General features: G+C 46.5%; 18 protein-coding genes. 2 read left to right on the top strand and 16 right to left on the bottom strand.

Translation table 11 applies throughout. The annotated features are described in order from the left end of the window. Positions 1–7: 7 nt before the first annotated feature. The 10 genes from HW988_RS15840 to HW988_RS15795 form a co-directional block, all read right to left on the bottom strand. Complete coding sequence (locus HW988_RS15840) at positions 8–1,024, bottom strand: small ribosomal subunit Rsm22 family protein (RefSeq protein WP_181605140.1); 1,017 nt, start codon at positions 1,022–1,024, stop codon at positions 8–10. A 14-nt stretch (positions 1,025–1,038) separates the two neighbouring features. Beyond that, positions 1,039–2,010 carry a glycosyltransferase family 9 protein gene (locus HW988_RS15835; RefSeq protein ID WP_181605139.1) on the bottom strand — a complete coding sequence of 324 codons (972 nt, stop codon included), beginning with the start codon at positions 2,008–2,010 and terminating at the stop codon, positions 1,039–1,041. A gap of 57 nt (positions 2,011–2,067) precedes the next feature. Continuing rightward, positions 2,068–4,938, bottom strand: coding sequence for an aminomethyl-transferring glycine dehydrogenase (gene gcvP / locus HW988_RS15830; protein WP_181605138.1), 2,871 nt, complete (start codon positions 4,936–4,938; stop codon positions 2,068–2,070). Positions 4,939–5,031: 93 nt separating this feature from the next. Then, complete coding sequence (locus HW988_RS15825; RefSeq protein ID WP_181605137.1) at positions 5,032–5,691, bottom strand: hypothetical protein; 660 nt, start codon at positions 5,689–5,691, stop codon at positions 5,032–5,034. 66 nt (positions 5,692–5,757) lie between these two features. Then, the gene (locus tag HW988_RS15820) at positions 5,758–6,708 is read right to left on the bottom strand and encodes a LamG domain-containing protein (RefSeq protein WP_181605136.1); all 951 of its coding nucleotides are present in this window, start codon (positions 6,706–6,708) and stop codon (positions 5,758–5,760) included. A gap of 2 nt (positions 6,709–6,710) precedes the next feature. Further along, positions 6,711–12,251 carry a hypothetical protein gene (locus tag HW988_RS15815; protein ID WP_181605135.1) on the bottom strand — a complete coding sequence of 1,847 codons (5,541 nt, stop codon included), beginning with the start codon at positions 12,249–12,251 and terminating at the stop codon, positions 6,711–6,713. A gap of 256 nt (positions 12,252–12,507) precedes the next feature. Continuing rightward, the gene (locus HW988_RS15810; RefSeq protein WP_181605134.1) at positions 12,508–12,972 is read right to left on the bottom strand and encodes an actin-binding protein; all 465 of its coding nucleotides are present in this window, start codon (positions 12,970–12,972) and stop codon (positions 12,508–12,510) included. A gap of 69 nt (positions 12,973–13,041) precedes the next feature. Continuing rightward, positions 13,042–13,365: a DUF4286 family protein gene (locus HW988_RS15805; RefSeq protein WP_181605133.1), complete on the bottom strand. Its 324-nt coding sequence runs from the start codon at positions 13,363–13,365 to the stop codon at positions 13,042–13,044. Between the two features lie 12 nt (positions 13,366–13,377). Continuing rightward, positions 13,378–14,715 carry a TldD/PmbA family protein gene (locus HW988_RS15800; protein ID WP_181605132.1) on the bottom strand — a complete coding sequence of 446 codons (1,338 nt, stop codon included), beginning with the start codon at positions 14,713–14,715 and terminating at the stop codon, positions 13,378–13,380. A gap of 1 nt (position 14,716) precedes the next feature. Further along, entirely contained in the window at positions 14,717–16,141 is a 1,425-nt protein-coding gene (locus tag HW988_RS15795) for a TldD/PmbA family protein (protein ID WP_181605131.1), read from the bottom strand. A 513-nt stretch (positions 16,142–16,654) separates the two neighbouring features. Between HW988_RS15795 and HW988_RS15790 the strand changes: the two genes are divergently transcribed. Then, positions 16,655–16,891: a hypothetical protein gene (locus HW988_RS15790; protein WP_181605130.1), complete on the top strand. Its 237-nt coding sequence runs from the start codon at positions 16,655–16,657 to the stop codon at positions 16,889–16,891. A gap of 55 nt (positions 16,892–16,946) precedes the next feature. Next, positions 16,947–18,158, top strand: coding sequence for an EF-P lysine aminoacylase EpmA (gene epmA / locus HW988_RS15785; RefSeq protein ID WP_255490069.1), 1,212 nt, complete (start codon positions 16,947–16,949; stop codon positions 18,156–18,158). Between the two features lie 53 nt (positions 18,159–18,211). Here epmA and HW988_RS15780 read toward each other — a convergent pair whose 3' ends face one another. From HW988_RS15780 to HW988_RS15755, 6 genes are all read right to left on the bottom strand, one after another. Then, on the bottom strand, positions 18,212–18,496 hold the full coding sequence (locus HW988_RS15780; RefSeq protein WP_088616367.1) for an HU family DNA-binding protein: 285 nt from the start codon (positions 18,494–18,496) through the stop codon (positions 18,212–18,214). Between the two features lie 90 nt (positions 18,497–18,586). Beyond that, positions 18,587–19,753 (bottom strand): glycosyltransferase family 4 protein, encoded by a 1,167-nt coding sequence (locus HW988_RS15775; protein WP_255490068.1) that lies wholly within the window; start codon positions 19,751–19,753, stop codon positions 18,587–18,589. A gap of 113 nt (positions 19,754–19,866) precedes the next feature. Continuing rightward, positions 19,867–20,982 (bottom strand): glycosyltransferase, encoded by a 1,116-nt coding sequence (locus tag HW988_RS15770; protein WP_181605128.1) that lies wholly within the window; start codon positions 20,980–20,982, stop codon positions 19,867–19,869. Continuing rightward, positions 20,970–21,428: an 8-oxo-dGTP diphosphatase MutT gene (gene mutT, locus HW988_RS15765; RefSeq protein WP_181605127.1), complete on the bottom strand. Its 459-nt coding sequence runs from the start codon at positions 21,426–21,428 to the stop codon at positions 20,970–20,972. The genes HW988_RS15770 and mutT overlap by 13 nt, the downstream gene beginning before the upstream one ends. Next, positions 21,415–22,401 (bottom strand): quinone-dependent dihydroorotate dehydrogenase, encoded by a 987-nt coding sequence (locus HW988_RS15760; RefSeq protein WP_181605126.1) that lies wholly within the window; start codon positions 22,399–22,401, stop codon positions 21,415–21,417. Before HW988_RS15760 ends, mutT begins: the two co-directional genes overlap by 14 nt. A gap of 74 nt (positions 22,402–22,475) precedes the next feature. Next, positions 22,476–23,750: a Glu/Leu/Phe/Val dehydrogenase gene (locus HW988_RS15755; protein ID WP_181605125.1), complete on the bottom strand. Its 1,275-nt coding sequence runs from the start codon at positions 23,748–23,750 to the stop codon at positions 22,476–22,478. Positions 23,751–23,769: the final 19 nt, after the last annotated feature.

Genomic DNA, 23,769 nt, shown 5'->3' with positions numbered 1-23,769 from the left:
TTTTTAATTAAAGAATATTGATTTCTTGCTGTACGCGGAGCTCGTTTGAGACTTTTTGCAGACCTTCGGGGATTTCGATCAAAGTGCCGCGAGGAATTTCCTGTTGAATTTTAAACTTGTGCATCCAAGCCAGGAATTCACGATCAGAACCGCGGCAGATCATCTGGCGGTCTTTGCCTTTTTCTTTTAATGTATCACCCACCACACGTGCCGCGGCGATGGCTTCAGGTTTGGATTTTCTCATTAGCAAATAACTTGTCGTTAATGTGCGGTTCTTCATAGGAAGTTGCTCTTCCATGCTTAAGAACCATTTAGGCGCATCGAAATGAATGCGGTCGTGGCACCAATCAGTTTTAGATTGAGTCAGCAAAGGACAAGGTCCTTCGTGCGTGCACGGTGCCCAGACGTGAAAGCCCTTTTCTAAAAGCTTCGCACGCAGTTCCATCAATTTGCGGCCATCTTGTTGAGTAGAGGGCTCTGCTATCATCAAAGCTTCGCATTCATAGGCCCAAGATGGCAGATCGCTTAGCTCCGTCAAAGAGTATGAGAATAGCGCCAAAGATTTCTTTGGATTTTTAATTTGCGATGAGCCAATCGCACGAATCCATTCTTGAGATTTAAAGAATGAAAAATACTTTTCAATCAAACGCTGTGGTTCTGTCGCACGCTCAATCAATGTGTATTTTAGATTCTGAGATTCAGACAAACTCAATGAAGCTGTCGCAAGTCCCGCTCCAAAGTCATAAACATCTTCCAAGCCTTGAAAGAAGCCACGCTTTTCGCCCTCGCCAATCACTGCACGCAAGCGAGCGGCATTCAAAGGCAAGTAATAGCAAAGATACGCCACCTGCGCCCAGGTTTCATGCCACGGAGTTTGGCCATCGGGTTGAGTGATAAAGAAGTCAGACAACGCTAAAACGCATTTCGCCAGTTCCTTGGAATCGTTCAAGGAGAGCTTGTAATCGGCCAATGCTTTCGCAATGGCCTCTTCAAAATTTGCGGGAACAGTGAAATGTCTTTGCATGGATGCCCGGGATTCTACAGAGTATTCAGGGCTTTTAGCAAATCTTCGACCTGGATTTCTTCCATAGCGTGGTCGTAAGGGGGATTTTCGTTCTTAGACACGAAAATTTTTACATTTTCACCACGGGCAGCCCAGCGACGGGGATGTTGCACGCGGATCGGGGAGTAAAGTCCTAAAACAGGTGCTCCCAGGGATGCTGCCATATGGGCAACTCCGGTGCTTGGAACCACGACGGCCATTGCATTTTTAAGGATCGTAAATAGTTCAGCCGGCTTTAGCTGATTTTGCAGGTTGATCACTTGAGAGTCGTTTTTAAAACGAGCTTTGATTTCAGTTAAGAATGGCTCATCTGCGGGGGTACCTGTCAGGGCCACTTTCGCAAACGGAGTGATCTGTTCAATTAAAGAAATATAGCGAGCTGTGGGCCAGTTCAGAGCGGATCCCGCCATTCCAGGGTGAACCACAACATAATTTTTCTCGGTGAGTGAATGCTTGTCCAGTAGCTCTGGATTTTTTGCCGCCAGCAATTTCAAAACTGGAGTGGGCGCTTTGGATTTTTCATCCAAAGCAAAGCGCAACAGATCCATGTTGTAATCGGCTTCGTGCTGAACAGCTTTGCTGCGACGCTGGCGAAGGCCTTTATTTAAAAACAAAAAGCTGTGCCACTGGGATTGAACTCCCGCGCGAACTTTAACGCCTTCTGCCCACAAAGCGAATGCCACCCACCATGGCGCTTGAAAACTAACCGCTACGTCGGGTTTGTATTCGCGAATAAATGCGCGCAAAGCTTTAAGGGAATTTTTCCAGTCGTCCTTTGAAAGTTCGATGTAAGAACGCTTAGGCTCTGCATTGTCAGGAACAAAACCCAACCCTTTAGCGATCACCCATTTCACTTCACAACTAGATAAAAACGAAGCCTGATCCACGCACATCGTGGAAATCAAATCTCCAATCTTATCCAGTCGTATAAGCAAAACTCGTTTCATTCGGTGCCAGGTCCTGTTTCTGTATGCGCCGCACCCCCAAAAGGTACGGCGTACCTTTTAGCGGTATTCTTCGATGGATGGACATGAGCAGATCAAGTTGCGGTCGCCGTAGGCGTTGTCTACGCGTCCTACTACGGGCCAGAACTTGTTCGTGCGCAACCACTCAACCGGGTAAACCGCCTCTTCGCGTGAGTAAGGATGATTCCATTCAGGTTTCATCATCATCTGCGCTGTGTGCGGAGAGTTTTTAAGTGCGTTGTTTTCTTTGTCCATTTTGCCAGACTCAACCGCGGCGATTTCGCCACGGATCGCAAGCATCGCATCGATGAAGCGATCCACTTCTTGTTTTGGCTCGGATTCAGTTGGCTCGATCATCAATGTTCCTGCAACAGGGAATGACATCGTCGGGGCATGGAAGCCGTAATCGATTAGACGTTTTGCAACGTCCGTCACGTCGATACCAGATGTTTTCTTGATATCGCGAACGTCGATGATACATTCATGCGCCACATATCCAGACTTACCTTTGTAAAGAACTGGATAAGCTTTTTCTAATTTCTTAGCGATGTAGTTCGCTGACAAAATCGAAACCAAAGTCGCCTTACGAAGACCCTCGGCACCCATCATAGTGATGTACGCCCAAGAGATCGGAAGGATCGAAGCCGAACCCCATGGAGCCGATGTCGTTGACGTGATACCGTTTGCAGGACCAGCTTCTGGAACCAAAGAGTGCTTAGGCAAGAATTCTTTCAAGTGAGCGCCCACACCGATTGGACCCACACCAGGACCGCCACCACCGTGAGGGATCGCGAATGTTTTGTGAAGGTTCATGTGAGAAACGTCAGCACCAAAAGTACCTGGACGGCACATGCCGACCAAGGCGTTCATGTTCGCTCCGTCCATGTACACTTGACCGCCGTTTGCGTGAACGATATCGCAGATTTCTTTGATACCTTCTTCGTAAACACCGTGAGTGGATGGATAAGTGATCATCAACGCAGACAAATTGTCTTTGTGTTGTTCAGCTTTTGCTTTTAGATCAGAAATTTCAACGTTACCCAAGTCATCGCAGTTCACAACAACCACTTGCATGCCAGCCAAAGCTGCAGAGGCAGGGTTTGTTCCGTGCGCAGAAGAAGGGATCAAGCAGATGTTTCTGTGACCTTGACCACGGGATTGGTGGTACTTACGAATCACCAAAAGACCCGCGTATTCACCTTGGGAACCCGCATTGGGTTGCAAGCTCACAGCTGCAAAACCCGTGATGTCGCAAAGTTTCGCTTCAAGGTCTTTGATCATTTCAATCAAACCAGAAGTTTGAGAAACCGGAGCAAACGGGTGAAGTTTGCTGATCTCTGGCCATGAAACCGGAACCAATTCAGTCGTCGCATTCAATTTCATTGTGCAAGAACCCAATGGAATCATCGAGTGAGTCAAAGTGATGTCTTTGTTTTGCAAGTGGTGGATGTAACGAAGAAGTTCTGTCTCGCTGTGATGCGAGTTGAACACCGGGTTTGTCATGAATGCCGATTTACGAGCCAAAGCCGCTGGGATTTCCAATTTCAAAGTATCGTCGATAGAGTGACAATCGAAGGCCGCTTTGTTGCCACCGTTGAAGGCCATCCAAACTGTTTCAACGTCAGTCAAAGTCACTGTCTCATCCAAAGAGATGCCCAAAGTCTTGTCGTTGATTTTGCGGAAGTTCATGCCCAGTTTTTCTGCCTCAGCCAAAATTCCTGCAGCGTTGTCAGAGATAACAGTAATCGTATCAAAGAACGCACCTTTGGAAACATTGTAACCAAGTTTCGAAAGACCATCAGCCATGATCGCTGTCAGGCGATTCACGCGTTGAGCGATTTTCTTAAGACCTTGTGGTCCGTGGTAAACTGCGTACATCGAAGCCATGTTTGCCAATAGCACTTGAGCAGTACAGATATTCGAAGTCGCTTTTTCACGACGGATATGTTGCTCGCGAGTTTGCAAAGCCAGACGTAATGCTTGTTTGCCTTGAGAGTCCACAGACACGCCAACCAAACGACCTGGCATCATGCGCTTGTAAGCATCTTTCGTTGCAAGGAAGGCAGCGTGAGGACCGCCGTAACCCAATGGCACGCCGAAACGTTGAGAGTTACCCACAACGATATCAGCACCCCACTCTCCCGGAGGAGTCAGAAGAGTCATTGCCAACAAATCAACTGAAGCTACAACGTGTGCGCCTTGGTCTTTATATTTTTTTGCAAGATCAGAATAGTTTTCTACAGCACCTTCAGTGTCAGGGTATTGGAAGAACACACCGAACGCTGGTTTTGCGAAATCGTAAGTCGCTGGATTCGTCACAATCATCTCTAAGCCCAATGGTTCTGCACGAGTACCCAGGACTTCGATTACGTGAGGATGCATTTTATCTGAAACCACAAACGCATTTGCTTTAGTTTTGCAAAGTGCGTGAGCCATGAACATCGCTTCAGCAGCAGCTGTTCCTTCATCAAGAAGTGAGGAGTTGGAAATTTCCATACCCGTTAAATCAGCAACCATTGTTTGGAAGTTCAAAAGTGCTTCCAAGCGACCTTGTGCGATCTCTGCTTGGTAAGGAGTGTATGCTGTGTACCACACTGGATTTTCAAAGATATTTCTTTGAATGATCGTTGGAGTGATGGAATCGTGGAAACCCAAACCGATATAGGATTTCATCACTTTGTTTTTGGAAACCATTGATTTCAAATGATTCAACAAACCGAATTCGGAAATACCGGGGCCTACGCCGTCGAATTTATGATCCGTGCGGATCTGAGAAGGAATAATTTTGTTGGCCAGCTCGTCCAAATTGGCGAAACCCAACTCTTTCAACATCGCTTGGATGTCAGAGTCGCTTGGACCAATGTGGCGGGGAATAAATTCATTTCTAGCAGATAAATTTTCGATTTTCATAAGCACCTCAATGCGCACAAGGAGCCTAGCATAACGGAGAAAACGATTAAAGCTTTGTGGAGGAAGCGACTCAGCTAATGCAAGGCAGTATGACTACTTTATCACAGGTCTGAATTCGGCTTCGCACTCGGCCATGATTTTTTTGGAATTCCCGCCCATTTGGCAGGCTTTAATCCAAGTACGGGCTTGGTTTTGGCGCTCGGAATCGGCCATAAATGCAGCCATTCGGCTTTGGAGCGAGGGAAGATTTGTTAACAGAACGGTTTCGATTCGCAGAGCCAGCAAAACCTTGTTTTTCGTGGTCAGGGATTCCTTATTCAGGACATCCTTCAGAATTTCGCGAACAGATAGGGGGACCGCTCGGGAAACCGAGTTCATCTGCCATATTTTAAAGCGGAACATGGGGTCCTGAAAGGCCTTGGAGCCGGCAGCGTTATAAAACTCCGTCAGATAGGGGGTGCGCTGGTTTAAAAGCATTTCCTGACTGATCGAACTCGGATTGCAAAGGGTTTTGCAAAATGGAGGCATTGTCTTATTTTGCAGCACTTTCTCCAGGCCCGCGAAAGAATCCAGTTCCGCCACATAGCTTTCGCCAATCTTCATCACTTCGTGAAGGTTGTGGTTGTTTCCGCTGTCGTCGTGGATATGGTTCAGCACGTAATAGGTGACTCCACCTATCGCAAGAAAAAGAGTTGTGATGCTGATAAATGCGAAAAGCAGAAGATGCTTCGCGATGACTTTAAAAACCTTCATTCAGGTTTAATCATCGCAAGTTGGAGAACGGATTTCAATGAATCGAGCGTCAGGACCAACGAAGGTCTAATTGCACTTTTGATGTTTGTAAACGGTGGCTACTTCTGCAGCGGATAAAGCTGTATTCCAAATCATGAACTCATCCATACTGCCCGTGAAAGCGTTGGCGGCGGGGGAGGTATAGGACGCATGAATTCCCATCAGGAACAACGGAAGTCCAGTATCGGCTCCAGCAGTACCAGAACCTGGTTGGGAGTAGGCATAGCCACCGTGGTTACCCGTGTTAGAACAAGTACCTGTGAAACGGGTGGTATCTGCGGCACCTGGGTTCGTAAGCTCGGCCCCATCAATATACATTTTAACACCGGTAAGATTGTTCACGTTGTCCGCCGTATACGTAGTCGTTCCATCCCAAGTGATGACGATGTGATGCCAGGTATTTGCGAAGTACGTTGAATTCAATCTACAAGTTTGCAGTTTCAAGTTATTGCTGGATTTGACTTTTACGAATTCCAGCGTGCCGTCGGAATAGATAGCGGCTAAATAACCCGAGTCGCTGTTGTTATTACTTTTATAAAAAAGGCGCTGCTGGCCGGAAGCGGGTAAAGCCATTTTCACCCAGAAGCTCCAGGTGCCAGCAGTCAAGTCTGTGGAAGAGTCTGTAAGAGAAATAATGTCTGTTGAAGTTGCACCGGTTGCGGTGATGGCTTGTCGAAAATTTGCAATCGACGAGTTGGCGTATGAAAGAGTCGCCGCCGTCATTGATGCCGTCGCATTGGCTCCAGTTGAGAAGCCTTTTGCGATCGTAGCACCATTTGAGATAGCGCCTACGGTCCCATCAAAGTGCCAAAGTGCTTTGATATTATTTGCTTTCGGCATAAAGGCCGCACGATCGGGGCTTTTGCATTCTTGGGAATTATGCGCCGACGGCAAGCCTGTTTGCGTGCCGGGAATCTGTGCCCGGGAGACTGACACAGAAAGCAAAATCATCATGATTGAGCCGATAGTTTTATTCATGATTAGTTATACCCTGTCGACCAAGTGATGTAACAATCGTAAGTCGATCCATTGTAAATCGTGATGATGGAATAAATCGAAGGTGTGCCCGCAACTGTTGCTTGGTTGGACGGAGAGAACTTCGACGAATTACAACCGGAGAAAGTGTAAGTACGAGAAGTTGTATCAGTAATCACCAGAGTATAGTGACCACCATTCGCCATATTCGATAGCGTGATTGTTGAACCACCCACGGAAGCCAATGTGTGAGTATTGCTTGTTGAAAGGTCAACCGCAGCGGCAGCTACAGTTGATGGTGTTCCAACCATGGCTGTGGAAGCCGTGATCGTGTTTGAGTAGCCAATTGCCAATCTTTCTGTATTGCTTGTTTGGAAGCTGATGTGACCATCGGAGTTCATCATCTGCATGCTTCCAGATTTTGTCTGGTCGGCCGTGCGTAAAGTTACCGCGGCACCATTTCCTGACGGAGTTGAGAAGTACACATAACCTTTGTGAGTGCCTGTACCATCGTATACTTTGGCAAGTAAAAGTCCTTTACCAGTCACAGAGGCGTAATCAAAGCCTCCTAAGGCAATACTGCTGTCCGTTGAGATAGTTGATTTCGAATAGTCACCTGTTGTACCGCCGGATACTTCAAGTGGATAAGCTGGTGAGGTTGGACCAATACCAACCTTACCTGTGGAAAGGAATGTCATGCGAGGCGAACCTGCCGTGTTGATTGTAAAATTGTTCGAATCAGCTGTGCCAATTGTTGCAGCTGCACCGAAAGAGTTACCACCGTTTACATAAACAGAAGTTGGCAAGTCCGTGGAAGCAATAGTTCTAAATGTTGGATTGCCATCAGCACCTGTTGGAGCCGCCAAGAAAGTTTTTTGAGTTTGGGAGCCAAAGCTCGAACCGGAGACGCTTACTGCCTGACAAGCCCAACCCGAAACAGTCCAAGTTGCAACGTAACCTGCAGTCGAACAACCGAAATCATAGAACTTACCTGTAGAATCCTTGATGACCATGTTGGAAGTTCCGGAATTTACACCCGTGAAGTTCATGTTAGTACCAAGGATCGTAGCACTTGCGATTTTAGATGTCGTCACCGCGCCTGTGGTGATCGTAGGGTTTGGATAAGTACCTGTAAGGTCTCCACCCGCAGTTGCACCGCTTTGCAATGCTCCTGTAATACGAGAGTCATCTCCAGCTGCAAAGGTAGTGGAAGTCGTACCCTGTAAGCTCGCGATTGTAATGTCTGTTGGCGCAGCCGCCGAACCTGTGGCATTACCTTTAAGAGTATTTGCAGCCATGTTTGCCATTTTGGCATTCGTCACGGCACTGTTAGCGATTGTTGCCGCCACAGAGCCAGTACCACTCGCCGTTACATCGCCAGTCAAAGCAGTGATGGTACCGCCACCAGTTGCGATATTAGTGCCATTGATTTTGAAATTACCAGTGATGTTAATGTCACCAGCGACATCAAGTTTATAGGCCGGAGAGGAGACTCCGACGCCCACTGCACCAGCAAAGTAGTTTTGATCGGAAGCGCCTTGCTGATAGATGCCGTAACGATTGGTCCCTTGAAGAGTTTCGATATATACACCGTAGGCATTGGTTAGAGTGCCAGCCGTAACGTCTGTAGCCACTCGTAAACCAGAGAATGAACCAATAGTTCCTGTGGTGCTGCTTTTCATGTGCGAGAATACGCCGTAGGAGTTAGTAACATTTCCTGTGCCGTACTTCGTAAGATAACCTTCTACTCCAACGGCAGTACCCAAAGTGCCTGTTCCACCTTGTTCAACGATACCGGCAGCACCGACAGTTTGGGCGCCCGACATGTTGGCATTGTCAAATTTAGCAACAGAGCCATTGCTGCCATAGAACACGGCCGTGGAAGCCGCCGTCGGATCTGCAGTTCCATAGAAGTAGTTCAATGCTGGTGCACCAGTGGTATTAGTCATCGTGCCAGCTACGTGTAAAGGAGATGTCGGCGTGGTTGTCCCAATACCGAAATTTCCGGTCGAAGTGATTCGTGCTCTTTCAGCAGAGTTCACGCGGAAAGCCATATATTGATTAGCTGGGGTCGCAGCATCTACTTGGTATTTAATAGAACCTTGCTGGGCACTCGATGTATTACCAAAATAGATCGTCGCAGGCTGGGAGTTCATTGTGTACATGTTCATACCCACACCACCAACAGCTTCTCTATCGAAAGAAGCTACGGATTCAGTGGATGGAGCATTCGAGGAACCAGCGTCACCTTTAACTGCTAGAACACCATTTCTGATATGAGCTTTATAAGCGGGAGCACCACCGATACCTACGTTACCAGCTGTGTCGATCGTGATACGATCTGTGTTGTTTGTTTTAAGAGTTAATTGATTGCTGTCGTTTGTTCCAAGGGAAGCGGCCGTACCGAAAGAGTTACCGCCGTTAACGAAGGCGCCAGTTGCACCAGTCAGTGAAGTGTAAGCACCAACAACTGTCCATACAGCGCCAGAGTCAGAATAGATTTTTTGCGTATCTGTCGCTACGTAAATGCGACCGGCAGTACCGGCAGCTGGTTTACTTGCATCCAAACCTGTAGCAACACTTGGAGTGCCACCAGCATTTTGAACACCGTCTGTGATTCCATAACCTGAAAGGGATGTTGGTTTGCCGGAAGTGATTTTTGCCCAATCAAGATTTGGAATGTCAGCAGCGACCAACGAAGCAGCACCCGCTGTTACACGGCCTTGAGCATCCGTTGTCACACTATAATATGTACCTGCAGTACCCGTGTTTTTCAGAGTCAAAGCACCTGTATTAGCAAGTGTCGCATCACCACTTACGCTCACCGCCGTTGCGGCATTCGAACCATCACCAACCCAGATTTTTCCGTTAGCTAGTGATGGCATAAGTGGAGTAGGAGCGGCACAAGACCAACCTGTCACAGACCAAGTAGCAACGTGACCTGCAGTTGAACAACCAAAGTTTGCGAATTTACCGGAAGAATCTTTAATAACAAGATTCGCAGTACCAGCATTTACGCCAGTGAAATCCATATCCGCACCGACGATAGTTCCATCAGCGATCTTAGAACTTGTCACTGCATTGGCAGCGATAGTCGCAGCGGCAGAGCCTGGGCCTGAAGCTGTTACGTCACCAGTTAATGCGGTGACATAGTTACCAGCATCTTGCTTGGCAACGAAAGAATCGTATTCAGTTTTACTGATAAGCCCTGCAGTCACACCCGCAGCCGAAGCCATTGGGATATTCAATGTATGAGCATTGGAAGCTGAAGACCAAGCAGGAGCTGTTCCAGAAGTACCTGGCGTTGCAAAAGTTTGCGCCGAACCAGATTCACCATTTAGGGAAGTTAAGCCAGCACCAGAAACTCCCAAAGCCTGAGCTGCAGAGCCGTCCCAGTATTTCACCTGATTCGTGGAAGTGTTAAACCAAGTTTTACCTTTGTCAGCAGCAGTCCAACCTGTGATCAGAGTGGTCTCTGTCGCGTTCGTGAAGTTACCAAGACCTAATGAACCCGTCATCACATCGCCAGCTTTATTTACCGGAGTGTACGTTAGAGCCGTCGTGATATCAGAAGCACCTAAGTTTGCACCTGTCGTCACACGACCTTTTACGTCGACAGTTACTTTAGTATACGTACCTGCAGAAACCACGCTCGCAAGAGTCAAGGCACCTGTATTTGCCAAAGTCGCGTCACCACTCATGGCAACTGACTGAGCAACATTCGAAGCGTCACCAACCCAGAAATTTGTATTTGCAAGAGAAGGAACCGCAACTGGAGCACAAGCCCAACCTGAAGCTGTCCAAGTCGCAACATGGCCAACAGTCGAACATGTATAAGTCACGAATTTACCAGACGCATCTTTGATCACAGCACCAGCCGTCGCTGAATTAGTACCTGTGAAATCCATGTCCGTTGCAGTGATTGTACCATCTGCGATTTTCGCAGAAGTTACGGCACCTGTTGCGATTGTAGGATTTGGATATGTACCAGTCAGGTCGCCACCAGCAGAGGCACCCGATTGAAGAGCGCCTGTAATGCGCGAGTCATTACCAGCAGCGAATGTATTCGCAGTTGTTCCTTGAAGAGAGGAAATTGTAACATCCGTTGGAGCTGCAGAAGAGCCTGTGTTGTTGCCTTTCAATGTGTAAGAGGCCATGTTGGCCAACTTCGCATTGGTCACAGCACCATTTGTGATAGTTGCTGCAGCAGAGCCTGGGCCTGTTGCAGTTACTTCACCTGTTAAGTCTGTGATAGCAGCCCCAGTGGAACCTACAGCAACTGCCGCAGTACCATTCCAGTATTTCAATTCATTCGTTGTCGAGTTAAACCAGATTTTACCTTTGTCAGCAGCAACCAAACTTGGGTCTGCAGCATTGTTTGAAACATGAAGGCTCTTGTTCGCAGACATTGTCATGAAACCAATGTTTGTGATGTTGTTGCTGTTCATGTCGATCGTGCCGGCCATTGTGCCGCCAGCCAAAGGTAACTTCGTCGCATCCGTCGTTGAAGGAGCTTGGCAACCCCAACCCACGGCAGTCCAAGTGGCAACGTGACCAACAGTGGAACATGCAAACTCAGCAAATTTTCCAGTGGAGTCTTTGATCACAATGCTTGAAGTTGCAATATTAGTTCCTGTGAAATCCATATCAGCTGCGACAACGGTGCCATCAGCGATTTTGCCTGAAGTAATTGCGTTGTTCGCAATAGTTGGAGATGGGTATGAACCACTTAAATCACCACTTGCGGAGCCGCCAGGGGCGATACCTGTAATAGTGGTCGGAGTAACTGAAGTGATGCGACCTGTGGCATCGACGGCAACCACTGGAACTTGAGTTGCAGAACCATAAGTGCCAGCAGTCACGCCAGAGTTCGCAAGAGAAACAGTCACGGTACCAGATGTACCACCACCAGTAAGACCTGTACCTGCTGTGACACCTGTCAGTGTACCTGTCGAGGTAGCGACGCAAGAGAACGTCGTCCCATTCCAGCTTAATGCCTGACCAGCAGCACACGAAGTTAAGCTTGCTTTCAATACTAGATCATTAATAGTTTTATCAGCCAATGTTTGTGCCGAGAAAGAAGACATGGCGAACGGAACCGAACGAATCGTGTTGGCTGGATCGATTGCCTGCCAACCAGTGCCGTCATGAAAGCTTACTTTCAAAAGACGTTCAGAAGTGGCAGATGAAGCCCAAGTACCACCACCATAACAGTTGTGAGTAATTCCGTTTGTGAATGAATCAGAAAGTTTATTCGCACCACCGGCAGCATAAATCACATTGCCGTCGCCGATAGCGATATCAAAGATACCATCAGAGTTTTGCATGTTGATGTGTTGGCGCTCTTCATAATAAAGAACACACAATCCATCGGTGGACGTAATTTGGAATCTGAAAGAGACGTCGTTGTAGTTTAGTGCATTGCCAGTTGAATCAACGATTCGACCTTGATATGTGAGTTTTTGTGGAGACGCTGTTGCCACAGATGCTATAAACCCGAGCAGTATCAGCGCAACCACAGTTATGATTTTTTTACCGATTCGCATGAGACGTCCCTGTTAAGAATTCGTTAAAAAACGTTCCTTAGGACTCTTCGGTAAGACAAATCAAATAGTTAAGTATTGTTGCCAAATTGAAATTGAAAAAAAGATCACTTTATTGCGGAACACCTTCGGGTAATGCCAAATTCAACTAATAAGATTTGGTAAAGGAATAATACGAAGATTCGCTTTTTGAAAAAGCGAGGAAGGCATAGCATAAGTATCAAAAACAGACCTATGTCTATGCCTTATTGAGACAGTTTTACTTGCGAGTAGCCTTTTTTGTAGCCTTGCGAACTGCCTTTTTAGCGGTTTTAACAGGGCGTTTCGCGGCAGCTTTTTTAGCTGTTTTTGCAGCGCCTTTTTTGGCCGTCATTGTTTTTTTGAACAAGGCTTTTTCCAATTTCGTTTTTTGAACGATCGCTTTTTTCTTAGCGACTTGGATGTTCTTTTCTAGAGCGTCCGCAGATTTTTTGATTTTTGCAATTGTCGTCGTCACTTCTTTTTCAAGCTTCTCTTCAGAGGCGCTCAAAACTTTTACGATCTCTTGGTATTTCTGCCAAGCTTGCTCGATCTTCTGTTCTTTGGATTTATCGAATTTGCCTTTAAGGTCGCCTTCGCGTTTTTTGATTTCGTCGCTCAAAGTTTGGAAGTTCTCAAGAAGGCTTTGTACGTTCTTGTTCTTTGAGAGGTTATTCAAAAGTTTCTGAAATGATGCAGATGACATGATCTTCTCCTTTCAAGAGCTCGGAAACCACTTTACACCCGTGGTTCCCGATTTAAAAGACTCGAACTGTTATTTTGACACAAAAGTAATGGTGTCTAGCCAAATTTCGCGATTGTTAGAGAATCTGCCTGGGAATTTTTCAGTCGCCTTTTCACGAAGCGGCATTGCGTGCTCCGAAATATAGGATTTAATAGAGTCTTCACTCTCGACTTTAAATACGACACGAAGTTCTTTTGCCGAAGATTCCATTGCGCCGCCTTTGCGAAGGCAAAGATCTGCACTGATAAATCCAGGGATTTTCAAGGCTTGAGGAATGTAGTCAGTTTTCAACCACTCTACGTACTCATTGTAGACTTCGTATTGAACTGTAGTTTGCACGATATAGGTAACCATTTGTGAATTCTCCTAAAGAGTAAATTTAAAATCTTTGATCAAAAGTCCTGGCAGTTTTTTCCCACCCCAGGCACGAGAGTTGTAAGTGTCGACCGAAGGATCAATGTCCTGGAAGTTCGTCACTGCCAAAAGGTTCTCACCCAGGCAATCAAACAAACTCTCATCCCAACGCATATCTGCGATAGGAGCGACGATTTCGCCGTTCTCAACCCAGAAGCAAGCATATCGAGTCATCCCCGTGATTCGTGCTGTGGGACGGTCCGACCAATTCAAGTAGTGAAGGTTGGAAAGGTAAACACCGGTTCCAAGCTCCTTCAAAATATTTTCCTTTGCCAATGTTCCCGGCAAGATTTCCAAGGCGCGTGGTCCTTCGTTTGGACCAGCCAGGTTTCCTTCAACGCCGTACTCTTTCGCGGTGCCTGACGAAATCAAGAAAGTCTTAAGCTGACCTTGATTGATCAATTCCACTTTCTCTGGGGAAACTTCACCCAGGGAATTGAATGGGGGAGTCAGACCTGTCGAGAAATTTTCGCGCATCGAGAAAAGCGGGGAGAATGATTTTTCTTTATCCGCCAGTTTTTGCAGAGGGCTGCTACCTTGCTTGTAAGCACTGTAGCTCATCGCACTCCAGGAAAACATCGAAGCCATTTCAGCAACCGCTGCTGGTGCCAGATAAACTTTGTAAGGCCCTTGAGGTAAAACTTTTTTAGGACGGTCCATCAGCTTTAGCTGGTTTTTGTTTTGTGCCAGATTTGCGGCATATTCATTTTGATTCCACTGCGTCCCAGCGTAAGTACCTTTCACAGCCTTTTCGCCCATGTACAAAGAGTAATCGATAAAGAATGAATCCGTCGCAAAGAAATGATTTTGTCCTGCAGAGTTGCGGCTCGCAGAAACGCGAGGCCCTGCGCAGTAAATACCGGCCAGGTCAGAGCCTTCCGCCGGTGCAATCAGTTTTTCAAACATCTCTTCGTGAGAAAGCAGACTGCCTTTGATATAGTTGCTGCTGGTGCCGTTGTTGCGCATCGGAACTTGCTTAGGATCTTCCGGTAACAATTCACACTCTTTGCGAGCCATCTCAAGAATTTCTAAAGCGCGTGCCTTGTCGAGGTCTGCAACACCTGTAATTTCAAAAGTGATGCGAGCTGTGCGCTGATTTTTTTGAAACTGCATGCTGATCGTGCGTTGCTCAACATGCGTGTTCTGACGAACTTTGTTATTATTGATACGAACAAAGACCGAGTCTTCGGCGTTCAAATTGATATTCGCCTCTTCGCCAGATTGAAGTTTTGCAAAGATCTGATCAGCAATCGCATTAAATGTTTTTTGCGTTGTTTCGATAAAGTTCATATTACGCTCCAAACACTTCCATACCACCGAACAGGCAGTAAGGAGTTGTGTGACCCACGCGGATCACTTGGTTAGGTTCACCTTTGCCGCAGAAAGGGGAGCCGTATGTTTCACGATTCTCGCTGACGGCTTTCAAAGAGTTCCAGAACTTCACAGTCGTTCCGCGATAGTTTGGATTTTTCAAAGTTTTAGTGATTTTGCCGTTTTCAATCATTTGCGCGTATTCGCAACCGAATTGGAATTTGTTGCGGTAGTCATCGATCGACCAGGATTTATTGGCGTGCATGAAAACTCCACGCTCAACGGAAGCGATCATATCTGAAAGCTTGGACGTGCCTGGCTCTAAGTTGATATTTGCCATACGGTCAATTGGAGCGCGATTCCAGCTGGATGAGCGGGAGTTCGCAACACCTGGCAGGCTTAAGCGCGCTTGAGATTCAAGACTGCCTAAACCACGGAGAAGAACGCCATCTTTGATCAAGTATTCTTTCGTCGCCTTAACGCCAGCATCGTCAAAGGCATAGGAAGCCATCGCATCTGGAACTGTGGGATCGAAAGTCACGTTCATGAGTTTCGATCCGTATTGAAGTTTCCCGAAATCTTCAGGCTTCACAAAACTCCAGCCGGCATAATTTCTTTCGTCACCCAGGATACGGTCGTATTCAAGCGGGTGACCGATGGACTCGTGCACTTGCAATGTCATTTGGTCCGGAGCGATCAGCAAATCCAAAGTTTCTGAAGGACAGTTTTCAGCGGTCAACAATTCCAAAGCTTCTGTTGCGATGATTTTTGCGCTGTCCAAGATCGCTGTACGATCAAAAACTTCCGCACCAATCTGATTGCATCGAGCCAATCCACCACTTTGAGAGCGCTGTTGGACTTCACCAGCATCAGCCGCTGTCGCGTTGAAGTCTGTACTAACGATAGAAAACTTTTGATGAACGTCAGAACCGTGAGTGCTGACGACAGAGAATACCGACTCAACAATCATCGCCATCGCAATACGGTTGATGATTTTATCAGAAACTTTCATCGCACGAGTCGCATCAATAAAAAGATCTGTGATTTCTTTAGCAGAATAAGAATCCATCGGACGAACAACCGGAGAAGAATATTTTCCCTGCGCAACCGGTCTTTGCAAAACAGAAAAGTCATGGACCTTAAAAGAAGAAGCCTGACGAGCCATCAACGTCGCTTTGTCAAAAGCACGTTTCACGCCCTCCGCAGTTAAGTCACTAGTTCCCGCATAACCAAAATGACCATTAACAAGAACCTCAACCATCAATCCATTATCAAAGCTAATGTCACTTGTTTCGAATTGCTCATTACGAATCACACGCCAAGTAGTCTTCTCTGAAACCAGTCTTAACTGAGCCCACTCAACGGACCCCTTCAGGCTATTTAGCGTCTTATGCAAATCTAGCATTTTCTACTCCCTTTAAAATTCTAGGTTTCAATAACAACCAGGGGAGGGAAAAACAACCCTTAATACTTGTTTTTGTTCAATATTCCCGGAACTTCTTTCCCTATGCGCGCTGGCGTTTGCGTGTCTCCTGTGGGAGAGCCGCGCCGCTTAGCTCAGTCAGTCCTCGCTCGTTTTGTTTCGGAGTCTTTATTTGGTTCCCGAGCTCGATGTTAGGATTTCGGCTGTTCTGCGACCGTTTTGGCTGGCAGATGGCGGTGCCCATCCACGAAAAAATTCTTACTTTTTCATTTTTTCTTACTGGAGACATTTTTTGTTTCTGGTGCATCTTGACCCCGAATTTTTGAGAAGGAAGGCCGAATTTTTCTCTTCACTTTGACACTGAACTTCCTCTCCAGGCGAACCGGAGTTTTCGGTGTCAAAGTGACCAGAAATCAATTGGCAAGGAGATTGCTTTAGAAGAAAGGCAGAGAGAATCCCGGAGTCATGAGACTCGAGGGGGGGAAGGGGAAAACCATGAGAATTCTTTTAGCACTTGGAACTACATTATTGCTTTCTTTTATCGCTAGCTGGGCACCCGCTTCGACTTTGACTGCAAAGTCAGAATGTTCACTAAGCAGCGAAGGAATTTATGATGGTTTGTGGGTTAAACATCGGATCACAGTGGGAGACCAGGTGGTCTATGGAGCTGATGATCTTGAAGCCATCTCTGCTGAACTTGGTGCCCTTCGTACTCAAGGTCTTTGCCAGTAAATCTGACGCGTGCTTGCTACCAAAAGTAAGTCCGTACCATTAATCTGCGGGGACTTTGGATAGAAATACTTTTTTAAATCAACATTGGAAGACATATCCCGCGATGCCCGCTGATGCGAAGGCGGCGGGACGAATTTATCAGATTGAACGCGAAGCGGGTGAATTGGAAGTCACTTTGATTCGTGACGGGCAAGAGCAAATCATTTCCTTTGAAAAAGCCCCACCGCAATCGGAATTTTTGATTGAAGGCGACATCGTCGCTGCGGTTTCTGCGACGGAATTGATTCTGCTGGCTCCCAATAAATCAGCTCTGCCAAATCGCACATTTAACAAAGATATTTTGGAAAAATGGAATCGTTACGTGGAAGAGGTTCGTCACTTTTTCCGTCGCAAAAATTTCTTGGAAGTGAAAACGCCTTCTTTGGTGGTATGTCCTGGAACGGAGCCGTCGTTGGACGTGTTCTCGACAGAACTTAAAATTGGTTCCCGCAAAGAAAAACTTTATTTGCCAACCAGCCCTGAACTGCATTTGAAAAAGGCCTTGGCCTTAGGTGCTGAGAAAATTTTCGAAATCGCACCTTGTTTCCGTAATGGCGAAGTGACGGAACGTCACCAACCGGAATTCAATATGTTGGAGTGGTATCGTGCTTACGATACTCTAGGAGCTATCAAGCAAGACGTGATTGATTTGGTTCAGCACCTGGTGAAGGTTTTAAAATTCCCAGCTCCTCGTCAGATCAAGAGCTATTCCGTGGCGGAACTTTTTAAAATCCATTGTGGATTTGATCTCACTCCGGAAACTACAAAAGCTGAATTAAAAGCACTCGCCCAAAAATTAAACGTGGATGTCCACAGTGCAGAAAGCATCGACGATTATTTTTTTCTGATCTTCATGGAGAAAATCGAATCTCAATTGCACGGCGAAGATTTAATTTTTGTTGAAAAATATCCTCCTTACCAAGCGGCCCTTGCTCGACTGACGCCAGATGGTTGGGGAGACAGGTTCGAGGCGTATTGGCACGGTCTTGAGCTTTGCAACGCGTTCCACGAACTGAACGATCCGCAAATTCAAAGACAGCGTTCTGAAGAAGATCTGCAAAAAAAACAGGATTCGCATAAGGAAATGATCTCTTTGGATCCAGAATTTTTCCAATGCCTGGATGCAGGTTTGCCGCCAAGTGGGGGGATTGCTTTGGGAGTTGAACGCCTGTTCATGGCCCTGCACGGAATCAGAAAAATCTCAGATATTTCCGTTTTTCCAAAGTAGGCATAAAAAAAAGGGACCGTGGGGTCCCTTTTTCATTCAGTAGAAAGAGTGAGTTACTCTTTGCCGCCGTTGATGTCTTCTTTAAGTTCTTTACCGACTTTGAAGAATGGAAGTTTCTTTTCTTCGACGTTGATGATTTCACCCGTGCGAGGGTTGCGGCCTTTATAAGCACCGTATTGACGATTCACGAAAGAACCAAAACCACGGATTTCGATACGGTCATCACGCATCAACGCTTCAACCATAGAATCGAAGATTGTATTCACAACGGTCTCTGCTTTCACTCGAGTGATACCAGCTTTTTCAGAGATCAAATTAATCAAATCCGCTTTAGTCATCGTCCAGATCCTCTAGAACATAAAGTATTGATAACACTCCCGATTATACAGAGTGTGTGGGGGCTGACTACCACTTTTCAATGATTTAACTCATTGCTTCTTATAACTTCCGGTGCTGAGCAGGATTTTACGGTAGGCATCAATGACGGCCTGGACCATTTTGCCCGTATCGAACAGGTCCATGACGCGCTGACGCGCTCTTTCGCCGATCTCATCTGCGGGCATTGTTCCTGAAAAGATCTCCACCAAAAGGTTTGAGATCGAATCTACGTCAGCTGGGCGCAATAAGAACCCGTCGCGGCCATCTTCGATGATATTTGCGATCGGGGAAACTTCAGATCCCATGACGACTTTTTTCTGAGCCATGGCTTCCAAAGTTGACGGCTCAAAACCCGTACTTCTGGAACCCATGTTGATGAAAACGTCGCCCAAAACGATATAGTCTTCCAATTCAGAAGCCGGTACCGCACCTGCGAGGATTACACGATTACCCAAAGCCAAATTCAAAACCTGGTATTCCACGTCTTTAAACTTAGGCCCGTTACCAACAACGATCAAATAGCTATTCGGCTTTTTTATCGCGACCTTTTCAAAGGCTTGCAATAAAGGAAGCATTTCCTGCGCATCGGTCATGTCATTGATCGTGACGGCGATGTGGGAATTTTCCGGCAGGTTTAATTTATTTCGCAACTCCAGGGATTGTTCTTTGGGAGTCAAATCCCCCAGGTCAATTCCATACGGCACTGTATAGGTATGAAAATCCGGATACAGATAATATCTTTCCAGGATGATTTTCTGCTGGGGATTGGTCACAAAGATGCCATCCGCTGTGGAAAGAAGTTGGCGATCGCCACCATAATAAGTCGTCAGAAACTTATAAGCTGTCGCAAGGCCCGTCGTCAGAATACTTGGCAAGGTTTCCTGCTTCATCGCCAGGATCGCAAACAATTGTGACATTTGCGTGGCTTCCACGTCGTAAGCGACTGCCACTTTCAGATCTTTTTTACGATTGCCGATGCGATAACCCGATTTATCAATCGAATGCACAATGTGAAACGGTGTTTCGCGGTGAAGCTGCATGAACTTTTGACGAACCGCCATTTGAAAGCGCAAGTGAGCAAGATTTTTTTCACCCTCGTTCAGATAAAACACGCGAACACCATCGCGGGTCACTTCAGGTTTTTTTAAAGGGGAGTTCGCGGAAATAACCGTGACCTTATGTCCCTCGCGAGCCAGGCCGCGAGCGATAGGCCACAAAAAACCATGATCAGTTGCCCGACTAAGAATCGGAAAACGATGCGAGGTCAGGCAAATGTTAAGAGATTCCGGCAGTGCGGATTTTTTCGCGAACATGAATAAAGATTAAAAGACTATCTGGCAGAAGCCAAGGCCCGATTGTACAGTCGGTTTAATTCATTCATGGATGAATCAACAATATGACTGCTTTGTGCCCAGTCTTCAGAGAGGGCTTCGGGTAACGATAAATTTGTACGCTCTAAAAGTTTAACCAGATCCTTGTGTAAACTGTCGGCATTCAGTACCCAGCAATTCACAGTGTTTTTCCAAAGATCCGCGTGCACGCTGGTCTGTTTGGAATCCAAGATCAAAGTCGATTTCGCCTGGATCGCGCGCATATAATACTCAGTCATTTCCACAGGCGTAAAAGACTGCCCCGCCATCACGAAAGCGACAGATTTCTCTAATAGAATTCTGGATAGATGAGGGGAGATTTCTCCGGTCACCACCCAGCGGTCACCGCAACCGTTTTTTTCCATCCAGTTGGCGAAGTGTTTTCTTTCGCGCAGGGACCAGTGGGAATAGCTGCCCCACAAGACGACTTTATGACGACGAGCCAGCATTTTTAAACGGGCAAAACGATCGGACTCGGGATTAAAGCGGCCTTCACGAAAGGGCAGGACGAAAAATTCTTTATCTTGGATATTTGATAGCAAGGAAACTTCGTCTTCATCCAAAGCACCCAATTGCTGCTGTTGATTTTTAAAATCTAAAGCCGGTGGCAAAATACCGCGACCTTGTTTTGTCGAGCGGACGTTGAGGCCACGCAATTGTGCCAATGATTCGACTGTCGGAAAAGTGATGATGTCACTTTCCTCGACCAGATAACGAACGGGATTGGATTTTTTCAGACCGCGTTTGATGTGCAATAAAGATGTCGTCAGCACACAGCTGGGATGGGATTTTGCGAAAGTCGACAAAATCACCTGGGCTGCGTTCATGCGATCATCGTCTAAAATCAGGTGTAAAATATGAGGCTGCATTCCGAAAAGACCCGGAATGATTTTTAAACCTTCCAGTACAGACCACTTTTTAAAATAGGCCATGAATTCAATGCCGTTAGTTGTTTCTGGAGGGACGTCGCCATAACTGGTTAGTACTGTTACTTCATGTTGTTGGGAGCGCAATGCTTGAGCCAGCTGCCATGTCGTGCTTTGAACTTTGGTACTAACGAGGATTATTTTGGCCATTCAAGTCCCAGGGCTTTGTAGATTCTGTTCAGAATCTTACGATTGGCTTCGGGGATATTACGGTGTTTTAGTTCTTCCGGATGTATCCACTCAAGCATCATGTGATGTTTGGCGCGAGGTTCGCCTTTCCAATATAGGATTTCATAAAATAATATGAGAATCCCTACATCTCCATAAGAATGAGTGCACGCTAGTTTTAGGTCGCCGACTTCAGCTTCAATACCAAGCTCCTCGTCGAGTTCACGAGCCAAAGCTTGTTCAGGTGTCTCACCACTTTCGATTTTTCCACCGGGAAATTCCCATTGCCCAGCTAAGGAATTATTTTCGGGGCGTTGGCCGACCAAGATCTTTCCGTCTTTGCGCAGAAAGCCTGCAACGACGGGAATCCAATGACCCTTGCGGATTTTTGGTTTTCTTGGTTTTAACTCAACACTATCTTCCGACATTTTTCCTTCCAGCTGCCACATCATGGAAAAAGCTTGGTCCATGAAATACAAGTGCAGAGTAAATTTGAACAAGATCTGCGCCCATTTGCAATCTTTCAAAGACATCTTCCGGAGTTAAGACCCCTCCGGCGCTTACTAATAGCATTCCTTGACGCTTTTTGCCTAAAGTTTCAACAGCAATTTGAAGTGCGCGTTGAGATAGGTTCTTTAATGGCGCACCTGACAGGCCGCCTTCATTAGGAAAACGACATCCATTTGGTCTCATCAAGGTCGTGTTTGTTAACACGAAGCCATCCACTCCAATTTCCTGGCAGTTTGCGACGGCTTCGGCAAGTCCTTCTTCGCCCATATCGGGGCTCAATTTGACCAAGACAGGAGTTGGCTCATAGTGGGAGACTCGATCCAAGATAGGCTTCAGCAAAGCACCCAAGTTTTCTTTTTTTTGCAGCTCGCGAAGACCCGCCGTGTTTGGGCTCGAGATATTCACCACGAAAGCATCAGCCCAAGGGCGAAGCTTATCGACCAGCTCAAGATAATCATTCACTGCGTGGTGATTTGGCGTCTGGCGATTTTTCCCGATATTTACAAAGACCGGAGTCCTAAAGTTCGGAGCGTAAGAAGCAAGATTATAAAATACTTCATCAGCACCGTGGCTGGGGAAGCCCATTTTATTCCACATTGCCGTCAGCTTCATGTCGCGATCCATGATTTTACCCGGATTTGGAGCTTGCGGCTGAGGAGTGACGGTCCCGACTTCTACGAAACCACATCCCAATCTCCACCAGTCACTCAAGTGTTCCGCATCTTTATCCACGCCACCCGCAATGCCCAAAGGATTTGGAAATGTCATGTTTCTCCAGGTGAAGGAGTTCCAATGGGGAGTTTTTTTGCCGTGAAGATAAGAAAGTAAAGGAAGCGCGTAACCGTTAATATCATGGGCGAGTTTAGGAGGAAGCAGAAGCCAAGGACGCATGAGAAAAACACTCCAAAAATAAATACAGAAAAAGGCAAAAAAAAAGGTGGGTTTTGAAACCCACCTTTTTGAAACTAGCGAGGGTAAAGACCTCTCAAAAGCATCGCTTTCTCGAGACGTTGAACAGAAACCGCCATCGCAGCAGATCTCATATCCACGTTCTTTTCTTTCGACATTGCGTAACCTTTGTCGAAAGCTTTAGTGATAAGAGTTTTCAACTTAGCATTTACTTCGTCTTCATCCCAGAACAACGCCATCGTGTCTTGAACCCATTCAAAGTAAGATACGATTACGCCGCCACCATTGGCGATAACGTCTGGAGCGATGAACACACCACGTTTAGAAAGAATTTTTGTAGCTGCATTCGTGATAGGACCGTTCGCACCTTCAACGATGATTTTCGCTTGGATTTTTTCAGCGTTGTGAGTGTCGATTTGGTTCTCAAGAGCGCAAGGGAACAAAGCATCACATTTAACTTCAAGCAAATCTTCATTGCTGATTGGTGTTGCTTTTGGATAACCCTTCAAGAACTTGTGAGCTTTGATGTACTCAAGTACTTCAGGGATATCAAGACCGTCACCGTTGAAGATACCACCGGAAACGTCAGAAACTGCAACGATGCGTGCGCCACGATCGTAAGCAAATTTAGCCGCGAAGGAACCCACGTTACCGAATCCTTGGATCGCGATAGTGGAATCTTTCATGTTCATTTTGCAAACTTCGAAAGCTTTTTCAGCTACGTAAACCACACCCAAACCAGTTGCGTGGTTACGACCCAAAGATCCACCGATTTCAACTGGTTTACCAGTTACAACACCCGGTTGTGCAAAGCCGCCTTGCTCTTGAGAGTAAGTGTCCATGAACCAAGCCATAGTTTGTGGATCCGTGCCCACGTCTGGAGCTGGGATGTCTTTAGTTGGTCCAACGAATGGGCCAATCTCAGAAGCATAACGACGAGTTAGATTTTGTTTTTCAGTGCGTGACAATTTAGTTGGATCAACAGTGATACCACCTTTTGCGCCACCCAATGGAAGACCAAGAACAGAGTTTTTGAAAGTCATCAAAGCCGCAAGACCCACAACTTCTTGAAGATCTACGTTTTGGTGATAACGAATACCGCCCTTGTAGGGTCCCAATGTAGGAGAGTACTGAACACGGTAGCCTGTGAATACTTTCACAGAGTAGTCGTCCATACGAACTGGAACGGAAACCGTGATGCAACGACGAGGGCGTTTTAGACGCTCAAGAACGTTCGGGTCACAGTTAATAATTTTTGCGGATTCATCTAGAGTTTGGATAGCGTTTCTGAACAACGGCCCGTCGTACAGGGGCTCAATCTTGTGGTCCATGTTAATGTGTCTCCTTAAA

The organism is Bdellovibrio sp. KM01 (assembly GCF_013752535.1).
Classification (GTDB): Bacteria; Bdellovibrionota; Bdellovibrionia; order Bdellovibrionales; family Bdellovibrionaceae; genus Bdellovibrio.
Note: the sequence above shows the minus strand (reverse complement) of the source record. Positions and strands in the feature narration are given on the sequence as shown.